The 12,490-nt window shown below is 62.8% G+C and carries 12 protein-coding genes; 6 read left to right on the forward strand and 6 right to left on the reverse strand.

Translation table 11 applies throughout. The features are described 5' to 3' along the window. Positions 1-43: 43 nt before the first annotated feature. The 3 genes from prpC to APH28_RS05430 form a co-directional block, all read right to left on the reverse strand. Positions 44-1,171, reverse strand: coding sequence for a 2-methylcitrate synthase (gene prpC, locus APH28_RS05420; protein WP_060507955.1), 1,128 nt, complete (start codon positions 1,169-1,171; stop codon positions 44-46). Positions 1,172-1,233: 62 nt separating this feature from the next. Then, positions 1,234-2,124, reverse strand: a complete 891-nt coding sequence (gene prpB, locus APH28_RS05425) for a methylisocitrate lyase (protein WP_060507956.1) — start codon at positions 2,122-2,124, stop codon at positions 1,234-1,236. After that, positions 2,121-2,837, reverse strand: coding sequence for a GntR family transcriptional regulator (locus APH28_RS05430; RefSeq protein ID WP_060507957.1), 717 nt, complete (start codon positions 2,835-2,837; stop codon positions 2,121-2,123). The genes prpB and APH28_RS05430 overlap by 4 nt, the downstream gene beginning before the upstream one ends. Before the next feature lie 299 nt (positions 2,838-3,136). On the opposite strand from APH28_RS05430, the gene APH28_RS05435 reads away from it, so the two are divergent. The 5 genes from APH28_RS05435 (at position 3,137) to APH28_RS05455 (ending at position 8,481) form a co-directional block, all read left to right on the forward strand. Next, positions 3,137-3,673 carry an ATP-dependent zinc protease gene (locus tag APH28_RS05435; protein ID WP_027919647.1) on the forward strand — a complete coding sequence of 179 codons (537 nt, stop codon included), beginning with the start codon at positions 3,137-3,139 and terminating at the stop codon, positions 3,671-3,673. 5 nt (positions 3,674-3,678) lie between these two features. Next, positions 3,679-5,214, forward strand: a complete 1,536-nt coding sequence (locus tag APH28_RS05440; protein ID WP_060507958.1) for an inactive transglutaminase family protein — start codon at positions 3,679-3,681, stop codon at positions 5,212-5,214. After that, a complete protein-coding gene (locus APH28_RS05445) occupies positions 5,214-6,194 on the forward strand; it encodes an alpha-L-glutamate ligase-like protein (RefSeq protein WP_060507959.1) in 981 nt (326 codons plus the stop codon). Before APH28_RS05440 ends, APH28_RS05445 begins: the two co-directional genes overlap by 1 nt. A 118-nt stretch (positions 6,195-6,312) precedes the next feature. Beyond that, complete coding sequence (pabB, locus tag APH28_RS05450) at positions 6,313-7,656, forward strand: aminodeoxychorismate synthase component I (protein WP_060507960.1); 1,344 nt, start codon at positions 6,313-6,315, stop codon at positions 7,654-7,656. Between the two features lie 90 nt (positions 7,657-7,746). Further along, positions 7,747-8,481 carry a phosphoadenylyl-sulfate reductase gene (locus APH28_RS05455; protein ID WP_060507961.1) on the forward strand — a complete coding sequence of 245 codons (735 nt, stop codon included), beginning with the start codon at positions 7,747-7,749 and terminating at the stop codon, positions 8,479-8,481. Positions 8,482-8,534: 53 nt separating this feature from the next. Here APH28_RS05455 and cysB read toward each other — a convergent pair whose 3' ends face one another. From cysB to APH28_RS05470, 3 genes are all read right to left on the reverse strand, one after another. Next, the gene (gene cysB / locus APH28_RS05460; protein WP_060507962.1) at positions 8,535-9,509 is read right to left on the reverse strand and encodes an HTH-type transcriptional regulator CysB; all 975 of its coding nucleotides are present in this window, start codon (positions 9,507-9,509) and stop codon (positions 8,535-8,537) included. Positions 9,510-9,638: 129 nt separating this feature from the next. Further along, complete coding sequence (locus APH28_RS05465) at positions 9,639-10,136, reverse strand: universal stress protein (RefSeq protein WP_060507963.1); 498 nt, start codon at positions 10,134-10,136, stop codon at positions 9,639-9,641. A 104-nt stretch (positions 10,137-10,240) separates the two neighbouring features. Then, positions 10,241-11,188 carry a putative 2-dehydropantoate 2-reductase gene (locus APH28_RS05470; RefSeq protein WP_060507964.1) on the reverse strand — a complete coding sequence of 316 codons (948 nt, stop codon included), beginning with the start codon at positions 11,186-11,188 and terminating at the stop codon, positions 10,241-10,243. A gap of 200 nt (positions 11,189-11,388) precedes the next feature. Between APH28_RS05470 and APH28_RS05475 the strand changes: the two genes are divergently transcribed. Beyond that, entirely contained in the window at positions 11,389-12,465 is a 1,077-nt protein-coding gene (locus APH28_RS05475) for a 3-deoxy-7-phosphoheptulonate synthase (protein WP_060507965.1), read from the forward strand. The last annotated feature ends 25 nt before the right edge of the window (positions 12,466-12,490 follow it).

Below are 12,490 nucleotides of genomic sequence, written 5' to 3' on the forward strand. Positions count from 1 at the left end.
GCTCCCACAAGGGAAACGGGCTGCCTCTCTATATCTATTCAGCTCAGCGCTGGTCGATCGGTACGAACTGGCGCTGTTCGACGCCGACATACTCGGCGCTCGGGCGGATGATGCGGTTGTTGGCGCGCTGTTCGAACACGTGCGCGGCCCAGCCGGTCAGGCGCGAGCAGACGAAGATCGGGGTGAACAGCTTGGTCGGGATGCCCATGAAGTGATACGCCGAGGCATGGTAGAAATCAGCGTTGGGGAACAGGCGCTTCTGTTCCCACATGGTCTTGTCGATGGCTTCGGATACCGGGTACAGGACCTTGTCACCCACCTCGTCGGCAAGCTGCTTCGACCAGCCCTTGATCACCTCGTTGCGCGGGTCGGACTCTTTGTAGATCGCATGGCCGAAGCCCATGATCTTGTCCTTGCGCTCAAGCATGCGCAGCAGTTCGGCGGTGGCCTCCTGCGGGCTCTGGAAGCGCTCGATCAGCTCCATCGCCGCTTCGTTGGCACCGCCGTGCAGCGGGCCGCGCAGCGAGCCGATGGCGGCGGTGACGCAGGAGTACAGGTCAGACAGGGTCGAGGCGCAAACCCGCGCGGTGAAGGTCGAGGCGTTGAACTCGTGCTCGGCGTAGAGGATCAGCGACACGTTCATCACCTTGACGTGCAGCTCGCTCGGCTTCTTGCCGTGCAGCAGGTGCAGGAAGTGGCCGCCGAGGGTGTCTTCGTCGCTGGTGCAGTCGATGCGCACGCCGTGGTGGGTGAAGCGGTACCAGTAGCACATCACCGCCGGGAACAGCGCCAGCAGGCGGTCGGTCTTCTCGCGCTCGGCGTCGAAGGTCAGCTCTGGCTCCAGGGTGCCCAGCACCGAGCAACCGGTGCGCATCACGTCCATCGGGTGAGCATCGCGCGGGATGCGCTCGAGTACTTCTTTGAGCGCCTGTGGCAGGTCACGCAGGCCCTTGAGCTTGCGTTTGTAGTCGGCCAGTTCCGCCTTGCTCGGCAGCTCGCCGTACAGCAGCAGGTAGGCGACTTCTTCGAATTCGGCACCGGCCGCCAGGTCACGGACGTCATAGCCACGGTAGGTCAGGCCGGCACCGGCCTGGCCCACGGTCGACAGTGCAGTCTGGCCGGCCACCTGGCCACGCAGGCCAGCGCCACTGAGTACTTTTGCTTCGGCCATGGTGTTTCTCCTTTCTTGAACTTGTTATAGGAAGCGATCTGGCTAATTCGGGCGCGGTTCGCTCACCCTTTTTTCTGGGCGAACAACGCATCGAGGCTCTGCTCGAAGGCGTGGTAACCAATGGCATCGTAGAGCTCCATGCGGGTCTGCATGGTGTCGATCACGTTCTTCTGGGTGCCGTCGCGGCGCAGCGCGGTATACACGTTTTCAGCCGCCTTGTTCATGGCGCGGAACGCCGACAGCGGGTACAGCACCAGCGACACGTCGACCGAGGCCAGCTCTTCGGTGGTGTACAACGGCGTGGCGCCGAACTCGGTGATGTTGGCCAGGATCGGCGCTTTCACCCGGTCGGCGAAGGTCTTGTACATCGACAGTTCGGTGATGGCTTCCGGGAAGATCATGTCGGCACCGGCCTCGATGCAGGCGGCAGCACGGTCCAGTGCAGCGTTCAAGCCTTCCACCGCCAGGGCGTCGGTACGCGCCATGATCACGAAGCTGTCATCGGTACGGGCATCCACCGCCGCCTTGATACGGTCGACCATCTCCTGCTGGGTGACGATTTCCTTGTTCGGGCGATGGCCGCAACGTTTGGCCCCGACCTGGTCCTCGATGTGAATGGCCGCAGCACCGAACTTGCACATCGAGCGCACGGTGCGGGCGACGTTGAAGGCCGAAGCGCCAAAACCGGTGTCGACATCCACCAGCAAGGGCACGTCGCAGACGTCGGTGATGCGGCGCACGTCGGTCAGCACGTCATCCAGGCCACTGATGCCCAGGTCAGGCAGGCCCAGGGAGCCAGCGGCCACGCCGCCACCGGACAGGTAGATGGCCTTGAAACCGGCACGCTTGGCCAGCAGCGCATGGTTGGCGTTGATCGCGCCGACCACTTGCAGGGGGTGTTCGGCGGCAACGGCGTCGCGGAAACGCTGACCGGGGGTGCTCTTCACAGTCATTTCTCACCTCGTGGGCTGTTGTTGTTGGCGTCCAGATAGTGACGCTCGATGTTGCGCTTGGACGCGCCGATGTGGCGGCGCATCAGGAGTTCGGCCAGTTCGCCGTCACGGTCGGCGATGGCGTCGAGAATGCGGTGGTGTTCGGCAAAGGCCTGGCGCGGCCGGTTGGGCGTGGCGGAAAACTGGATACGGTACATGCGCACCAGCTGGTACAGCTCACCGCAGAGCATCTTCACCAGGGTCTGGTTGCCGCTGCCCTGGATGATCCGGTAATGGAAGTCGTAGTCGCCTTCCTGCTGGTAATAGCCCAGCCCGGCCTGGAAGGCGGCATCGCGCTCGTGGGTGTCGAGCACCCGGCGCAGCTCGTCGATGTCGGCCTGGCTCATGCGCTCGGCCGCCAGGCGGCAGGCCATGCCCTCCAGCGATTCGCGGATTTCGTACAGCTCGATCAGCTCGGCGTGGTTGAGCGACACCACCCGCGCGCCGACATGGGGCACGCGCACCAGCAGGCGCTGGCCTTCCAGCCGATGGATGGCCTCGCGCAGAGGGCCGCGGCTGATGCCGTAGGTGCGCGCTAGCTCCGGCTCGGAGATCTTGCTGCCCGGGGCAATGTCGCCTTTGACGATCGCCGCCTGGATGCGCCGGAAGACATTCTCGGACAAGGTTTCCGTTTCGTCTGACTCGGCAGGGCTTGGAAGCGTGAGGTCCAGCATATTGTCGACACCTTACTAATCGCTTTGGCAGAAACTAGCGAATCAGAGGCTCGCAGTCAAAGACAAAATCAATATTGTCGACAATCGTCTAAGAACGAACTTACCCAATGATGGCGCTGTCAGATCGCAGCACGCTGGCGTCAAGACGTCGGCGTGATAGAATGCCGCGCCTCCAACGGAGTATGGATGGTGTGTTTGTCATCAATTCATGTTGTTGACAGATGAACGAGGAAGCTTGCGCAGCCGTTGCCAGTCACCTTTACCCCGAACCCTGCACAGCTCAGCACCATGCCAGGACTATGAGACTTACACCCGTATTACTGTTGTTATGCCTCACCCTGCTGCCGGCCCTTGGCCAGGCGGCGGGCAAGACCGTGTACGGTCTGAACGAATACGCCCGGCTCGGCGACCTTGACCTGGAAGTGGCCGCCAAGCTCGACACCGGGGCCAAGACAGCGTCGCTCAGTGCCCGCGACATCAAGCGCTTCAAGCGCAACGGCGAAAGCTGGGTGCGCTTCTACCTGGCCATCGACGCCGCCCATTCGCACCCCATCGAACGCCCCCTGGCGCGCGTGAGCAAGATCAAGCGCCGCGCCGGCGACTATGATGCGGAATCCGGCAAGGCCTACACCGCTCGCCCGGTCATCGAACTTGAAATCTGCATGGGCCAGGCCCGGCGCACCATCGAAGTCAACCTCACCGACCGCAGCGCCTTCCAGTTCCCGCTGCTGATCGGCTCCGAGGCGCTCAAGCACTTCGACGCGCTGGTCGACCCAAGCCTTAAATACGCGGCCGGCAAACCTGCCTGTGCCACCGACGCTCCCAAAGCAGAGTAATCCCGATGCGCTCTCTTACCCTCCATCTGAAAGTCCTGATCACCGTGCTGGTGTTGCTCGGCGTGGCGGTCACGGCCTATCAGGTCTTCGTGCTCGGCATCCCGGTGACCGAAGACGAAACCGACGACTTGTGGAACATCGACGCCAAGGTCGAGTTCGTCGCCAGCACCAAGGACCCGGTCAAGATCCAGATGTTCGTGCCGCCGCTGAACCGCGACTACGTCAGCCTGAACGAGAGCTTCATCTCCAACAACTACGGGGTCAGCGTCAACCGTGTCGATGGCAACCGCAAGGTGACCTGGTCGGCGCGCCGTGTCAGCGGCAACCAGACCCTCTACTACCGCCTGGTGCTGACCAAGCGTTACAGCAACGAGAAAACCACCGTCAAAGGCCCGACCTTCCGCGACAGCCTGGCCATCGACGGCCCGGAGAAGATCGCCGCCGAAGCCCTGATGGCACCTATCCGCCAGCACTCGGCCGACGTCGAGACCTTTGTCAGCGAGACCATCAAGCGGGTCAACAACCTCAACGACGACAACGTCAAGCTGCTGCTGGCCGGCGATACTTCGCCGATGAAGAAAGCCCAGGTCATCGACCTGCTGCTGTCGATCGCCCATGTGCCGATGGAAAAGGTCCACACCATCCGGCTCGTTGCCGATACGCCCCAGACCCCGGAGCTGTGGCTGCGCAGCTTCAATGGCAACGACTGGCTGTACTTCAACCCGGACACCGGCGAGCAAGGCCTGCCGGCCGACCGCCTGCTGTGGTGGACCGGTGACGACAACCTGATCACTGTCGATGGCGGCAAGAAGGCCAACGTCACCTTCAGCATGAACAACAGCGAGATGAACGCCATCCGCCTGGCCAAGCTGACTGACGAAAACACCGACGCCGACTTCCTCGAATACTCGCTGTACAGCCTGCCGCTGCAGACCCAGCAGACCTTCATGATCATGGTGATGATCCCGATCGGCGTGCTGGTGATCCTGATCCTGCGCAACCTGATCGGCATCCAGACCCTGGGCACCTTCACCCCGGTACTGATCGCCCTGGCCTTCCGCGAAACTCAGCTGGGCTTCGGCATCGTGCTGTTCACGGTGATCACCGCGCTGGGCCTGTCGCTACGCTCGTACCTGGAACACCTGAAGCTGCAGATGCTGCCGCGCCTGTCGGTGGTGCTGACCTTCGTCGTGGTACTGATTGCCGCCATCAGCCTGTTCAGCCACAAGCTGGGCCTGGAGCGTGGGCTGTCGGTGGCGCTGTTCCCGATGGTGATCCTGACCATGACCATCGAACGCCTGTCGATCACCTGGGAAGAACGCGGCGGTGGCCATGCCATGAAAGTGGCAATCGGCACCCTGTTCGCCGCCTCCCTGGCACACCTGCTGATGATGGTGCCGGAGCTGGTGTACTTCGTCTTCACCTTCCCGGCCGTGCTGCTGATCCTGGTGGGCTTCATGCTGGCGATGGGTCGCTACCGCGGCTACCGCCTGACCGAGCTCGTGCGCTTCAAGGCATTCCTGAAGAAGGCTGACGCCTGATGTTTGGCCTGATCAAGACGTGGAAAGCCCTGGAGGCCCGGGGCATCATGGGGATCAACCGGCGTAACGCGGACTATGTGCTGAAGTACAACAAGCGCAGCCTGTACCCGATCGTCGACGACAAGATCATCACCAAAGAGCGTGCCCTGGCCGCCGGCATCCATGTGCCGGAGATGTACGGCATCATCGAGACCGAGAAGCAGATCGAGAACCTCGACGAGATCATCGGCGGGCGCAACGACTTCGTCATCAAGCCGGCGCAGGGCGCCGGCGGTGACGGCATCCTGGTAATCGCCGACCGCTTCGAGGACCGTTACCGCACGGTGTCAGGCAAGATCATCAGCCACGAGGAAATCGAACACCAGGTGTCGAGCATCCTCACCGGCCTGTACTCGCTCGGCGGGCACCGCGACCGCGCGCTGATCGAGTACCGGGTGACCCCGGACCAGATCTTCAAGAGCATCAGCTACGAAGGCGTACCGGACATCCGCATCATCGTGCTGATGGGCTACCCGGTGATGGCCATGCTGCGCCTGCCGACCCGCCAGTCCGGCGGCAAGGCCAACCTGCACCAGGGGGCGATCGGCGTGGGTGTGGACCTGGCTACCGGCGTGACCCTGCGCGGCACTTGGCTGAACAACATCATCAGCAAGCACCCGGACACCACCAACGCGGTGGACGGCGTGCAGCTGCCGAACTGGGATGGCTTCATGAAGCTGGCGGCCGGTTGTTACGAGCTGTGCGGGCTGGGCTACATCGGCGTGGACATGGTGCTGGACCAGGACAAGGGGCCGCTGATTCTCGAACTCAACGCCCGCCCTGGCCTGAACATCCAGATTGCCAACGACACCGGGCTGACCCAGCGCACCCATGCCATCGAAGCGCACATCGAAGCGCTGGCCAAGGAAGGGATCACCGAAGACGCCGAGCAGCGTGTGCGGGTGACCCAGAACCTGTTCGGGCACGTGCATCCGCGCTGACGCCCCAAAGGCCCGCCCTGCGGGCCAAACAGGATGTTTAATGTCACCCCAAAGCTAGGCGCATGTCCTACACAGGTCTACAATCGCCCTCCTCGCTTTTACATCGCCGTCCACACTGATGCCGACCTGTACGCTCCACCCCCTGCCCTACCAGCCCGACCCCGCGACCTATTTCGCCCGCCTGCGCCAGGCCCCCGGCGCGATCCTGCTGGACAGCGCCCGCCCCGGCGCCGAACGCGGCCGCTTCGACCTGCTCAGCGCCTGGCCCGTGCAACACCTGCAGGCCCAGCCCGACGAGGACGGCCGCAGCTTCCTCAAACGCTTGCGTACCAGCCTGGCGCAACTGGGCGAAGCGCAGTTGCCCGCCGGCATCGAACTGCCCTTCGCCGGCGGCCTGATCGGCTACCTGAGCTACGACTTTGGCCGGCGCCTTGAACAGCTGCCCAGCCAGTCGAGCGACGACCTGACATTGCCCGATGCGCAGCTGGGGCTTTACGCCTGGGCAGTGGTGACCGACCACCAGCTTGGCACCAGCCAACTGGTGTTCCACCCGGGCCTGGCCCCTGAAGAGCGAGCGCGCCTGACGGCACTGTTCGAGGCTGTCGACACTTCGACCTGCGGCGATTTCCAGCTGCTCGCCCCCATGCAGGGCGACCTGCAACCGGAGCAGTACAAAGCCGCCTTCGACCAGGTGCAGAGTTACATCCAGGCCGGCGACTGCTACCAGATCAACCTCACCCAACGCTTTCGCGCGCCCTGCCAGGGCGACCCGTGGCACGCTTACCAGGCCTTGCGCAAAGCCTGCCCGACGCCATTCTCCGGCTACCAGCAGTTGGCAGACGGCAGTGCAGTGCTGAGCTTCTCCCCGGAACGCTTCATCCGCGTCAGCCGGGGCCAGGTGGAAACCCGCCCGATCAAGGGTACCCGCCCGCGCTCGGCCGACCCCGTCGAAGATGCACGTAATGCCGAAGCGCTGCGCCACAGCCCCAAGGACCGCTCGGAAAACCTGATGATCGTCGACCTGCTGCGCAACGACCTGGGGCGCACCTGCGAGATCGGCTCGGTGAAGGTGCCGGAGCTGTTCAGCCTGGAAAGCTACCCCAACGTCCATCATCTGGTCAGCAGCATCACCGGCCAGCTGGCCCGCGGCAAAGACGCTCTGGACCTGATCGGCGACAGCTTCCCCGGCGGCTCGATCACCGGTGCACCGAAGATCCGCGCCATGCAGATCATCGACGAGCTGGAGCCTGCCCGCCGCGCGCTGTACTGCGGCTCGCTGCTGTATGTGGACGTACGCGGCGAGATGGACAGTTCCATCGCCATCCGCAGCCTGCTGGTCAAGGATGGCCAGGTCAGTTGCTGGGGCGGTGGCGCAGTGGTGGCCGACTCGAGCTGGCAGGCCGAATACGAGGAATCGATTGCCAAGGTGCGGGTGCTGATGGAAACGCTGCAGAGCCTTTGAGGCTCATCGCCAGGCGTCTGCCCCGTCATTTTTTGTTACCATCACCCTATTACGAGCGCACAGCGCCACAGCCAAGATGGAAACCGCCTGATGAGCCAACCCTTCGACGTCGCCGCCCTGGCTGCGGCCTATGCCAACAAGTCCCCGCAGGACATCCTCAAGCTCGCCTTCGAGCACTTCGGCGATGACTTGTGGATCTCCTTCAGCGGCGCCGAGGATGTGGTGCTGGTCGACATGGCCTGGAAGCTGAACAAGCAGGTCAAGGTGTTCAGCCTCGACACCGGCCGCCTGCACCCGGAGACCTATCGCTTCATCGACCAGGTGCGCGAGCATTACAACCTGCCCATCGAAATCCTCAGCCCGGATCGCGCCAAGCTCGACCCGTTCGTCAAGGAAAAAGGCCTGTTCAGCTTCTACAAGGACGGCCACGGCGAATGCTGCGGCATCCGCAAGATCGAACCGCTGCGGCGCAAGCTGGCCACCGTCAGTGCCTGGGCCACCGGCCAGCGTCGCGACCAGAGCCCGGGCACCCGTAGCCAGGTGGCCGCATTGGAAATCGACGGCGCGTTCTCTACGCCCGAGCGCAGCCTGTACAAGTTCAACCCCTTGGCGCAGATGACCAGCGAGGAAGTCTGGGGTTACATCCGCATGCTTGAGCTGCCGTACAACAGCCTGCACGAACGCGGCTTCATCAGCATCGGGTGCGAGCCTTGCACCCGCCCGGTGCTGCCAAATCAGCACGAGCGCGAAGGTCGCTGGTGGTGGGAAGAGTCGACCCAGAAGGAATGTGGGCTGCACGCTGGCAACCTGATCAGCAAGGCCTGATTTTCAGGCAAAGAAAAACCGGCCCGAGGGCCGGTTTTTCATTTCTGCCGCACTCAGTGCACCGGCAGCTCGACGCCCTCGAACAGCTCTTCGAGCTCCTGCTTGTTGTGGCACTGGATGGCCTTGGCCATCACTTCACGGGTCAGGTGCGGTGCGAACTTCTCGATAAAGTCGCACATGAAACCACGCAGGAAGGTGCCACGTCGGAAGCCGATCTTGGTAATACTGGCCTCGAACAGCTCGCTGGCATCCAGGGCCACCAGGTCGCTGTCGAGCTTGGTGTCGACTGCCATCTTGGCCACGATGCCCACACCCAGCCCCAGGCGCACATACGTCTTGATCACGTCGGCGTCAGCGGCGGTGAACACCACTTTCGGCGTCAGGCCACGGTGGTTGAAGGCCTCGTCCAGTTTCGAACGGCCGGTGAAACCGAACACGTAGGTAACGATCGGGTATTCAGCGACTGCTTCAAGGGTCAGCTTTGGCAGCTTGGTCAGCGGGTGGCCTTGCGGTACCACCACGCAGCGGTTCCACTTGTAGCACGGCATCATGATGAGGTCGCCGAACAGTTCCAGTGCCTCGGTGGCGATGGCGAAATCGACGGTGCCGTCAGCGGCCATTTCCGCGATCTGCATGGGCGAACCCTGATGCATGTGCAGGGCCACTTCCGGGTACTGCTTGATGAAGTTGCTGATCACTGGCGGCAGCGCATAGCGGGCCTGGGTGTGCGTGGTGGCGATGGACAGCGTGCCCTTCTTCTCGTTGGAGAACTCCTGGGCAATCTGCTTGATGCTCTCGACCTTGCGCAGGATCTCGCCAGCGGTGTTGATGATCCGCTCACCGGCTGGGGTCACGCGGGTCAGGTGCTTGCCACTGCGGGCGAAGACTTCAACACCCAGTTCGTCCTCGAGCAGGCGGATCTGCTTGCTGATCCCCGGCTGCGAGGTGTACAGGCTCTGCGCCGTCGCGGAGACGTTGAGGTCATGGTGCGCCACTTCCCAGATGTAGCGCAGTTGTTGAAGCTTCATAGGTTTCCCTCGAATCGGCGGTAAGTCAGCGGCAGCAGGCAGCGACGAGATATAACTATATTAGTGGTTCTCGAAATAAAACTAGAACTATTTTGTTACACGCGCCTCCGAAACGGATTACCTTCAGCTTCACAATTTCCTACGTCCGAGGTGCTGCGAGAGCGGCACCATGTACACCGGCACGGGCGACAGTTGCAGCAAGCGCACCGCCGTCCGCCCGATCGGCACATCAACCCCTGCACCGGCCGTGTGGCTACCGAAGATCAGCAGATCGACGCTCAGCCGCTGCGCCTGGTCGAGGATGACCTGCGCCGGATCACCCTGACGGACCCGCACCGCCTTGATCAGCGCCAGGTCTGCATCCTCGCCCAATTCGTCACGAAAGTTTTCCAGGACCCGCTGTTCGATGTTGGCCATCACCGTATTGACGCCTTCGCTGTGCAATTCATCCAGCGTCTGCTCATCGAGGTAGCTTTGCAGCAGCGACTCGGCGAACTGCCCCATGGGTTCCACCGCGTGAATCACATAGAGCTCGGCGTTAAAGGCGCGGGCCAGGGTCAGGGCGTGCTGCATGACAAAAGGTGCGTACACACCGAGGTCGGTGGCGTACAGCATGGAGCGGATCATTCGACCTCCTCGACTGCCGTTGCGGCAGAGCAAGCTTCAGCTTAGCAGTGCACCAGACCCGCGCTTTGCCGTCCGGCGCACTGCTGCTGGGGCCTGCAGAGGGCTCAGCCGGCTCGGTTGGCACGGTCGATGAATGCCAGCGCCTGGTGCAGCATGTGCATCCGCGGCAAGCTGCAACCGGCCGCCTGCGCTCGGGCCAGTGGCTCGGCATAGATCGCCTGCAGCTCCAGCGGGCGCTGCTGAGCATGGTCGTGATACATGCTCGGCCAGTAATCGGGCATCTGCTCGGTCATGCGGAACAACTGCTCGGCATACCCGGCCGGCAGTTCGTGACCGCACGCGGCGGCGCCCTGCACCACTTCCGCCATCAAGGTCTGGATCAGCTCGCGGCTGTCGGCGTCGGCCATCAGCGCCGTGGTACTGGCCCCCAGCAACACCGAAAGGCCGTTGTAAGGCACGTTCCACACCAGCTTCTGCCAGCGCGCCTGGCCGAGATTGGCCATGGCCTGGGAGTCGATGCCCGCCGCGCGGAACAGCCCGGCACCCGCCTCGACGATTGCCGCACCGCCGTCTTCGGCCGGCCCGCTGTGATAGCCGAGGTTGACTGCACCCAGCGCCTGGTGACGAATCACCCCAGGGGCCTGGCGATTGACGCAGATGAAACACAGACCTCCGAGTAGATGCAGGTTGCCCGGCAAGGCCGCCCGTAGCTGCTCCTCGACGCCTAGGCCGTTTTGCAGCAACACCACCTTGGCGTCGCTGGCGGCGGCCTGAATGATCAGCGGTGCAAGCTCGGCATTGCTGGTCGCCTTGGCGCCCACCAGCAGCCAGTCGCAGGCTGGCATGTCAACAACGCTGGCGTAGGCCTGGACCGGCATCTGCAATACGCCATGCACGGCATGGTGAAGCTTCAGGCCCTGCTCACGCACGACGTCATATTCGCTGCGCAGCAGAAAATGCACATCGAAGCCGGCGCGCGCCAGCATCAGGCCATAGAAGCCGCCGATGGCACCGCTACCGATGATGCCAATGCGTGGGTTGCGAGAAGCCATGAATATCTCCTTGGTTGTTGAGCCGCTTTTTTACACCTTAAGCGCCACCTGGGCACACACAAGTGTGTCAACCCGCGCCAAATCCCATTGTCGCGCCCCCTGTAACGCGCTAAGGTTCGGCTCCCCGCTGCGAACATTATTGCTGCTGGGCCGCACGGGGATTGCTGGCGGCCGGCACCCGTGACCTGACGAGTAACACGATGGCTGATTTACCGATCGACGACCTTAACGTTGCCTCCAACGAGACCTTGATCACCCCTGATCAGCTCAAAAAGGAAATCCCCCTCAGCGCCAAGGCCCTGCAGACCGTGACTGCCGGACGCGAAGTGGTGCGCAATATCCTCGACGGCAAGGACCATCGCCTGTTCGTGGTGGTCGGCCCCTGCTCCATCCATGACATCAAGGCTGCCCACGAATACGCCGAGCGCCTCAAGGTGCTGGCCGAGGAAGTGTCCGATACGCTGTACCTGGTCATGCGTGTGTACTTTGAAAAGCCACGCACCACCGTTGGCTGGAAAGGCCTGATCAACGACCCGTACCTGGATGACTCGTTCAAGATCCAGGACGGCCTGCACATCGGCCGGCAGCTGCTGCTGGACCTGGCCGAAATGGGCCTGCCGACCGCTACCGAAGCGCTCGACCCGATCTCCCCTCAGTACCTGCAGGACCTGATCAGCTGGTCGGCCATCGGCGCCCGAACCACCGAATCGCAGACCCACCGCGAAATGGCTTCGGGCCTGTCCTCGGCAGTCGGCTTCAAGAACGGTACCGATGGCGGCCTGACCGTGGCCATCAACGCCCTGCAATCGGTGTCCAAGCCGCACCGTTTCCTTGGTATCAACCAGGAAGGCGGCGTGTCGATCGTCACCACCAAGGGCAACCCGTATGGCCACGTGGTGCTGCGTGGCGGCAATGGCAAGCCGAACTACGATTCGGTCAGCGTCGCCTTGTGCGAACAGGACCTGGCCAAGGCGAAGATCAAGGCCAACATCATGGTCGACTGCAGCCACGCCAACTCCAACAAGGACCCGGCCCTGCAGCCTCTTGTCATGGAGAACGTCGCCAACCAGATCCTCGAAGGCAACCAGTCGATCATCGGCCTGATGGTGGAAAGCCACCTGAACTGGGGCTGCCAGTCGATCCCGAAAAACCTCGAAGAACTGCAGTACGGCGTGTCGATCACCGATGCCTGCATCGACTGGTCGGCGACCGAGAAGACATTGCGCAGCATGCACGCCAAGCTCAAGGACGTGCTGCCACAGCGCAAGCGCGGCTGAGCTTCAGCGCCATGAAAAACGCCGG

It is taken from the genome of Pseudomonas sp. NBRC 111124 (assembly GCF_001320245.1).
Lineage (GTDB): Bacteria > Pseudomonadota > Gammaproteobacteria > Pseudomonadales > Pseudomonadaceae > Aquipseudomonas.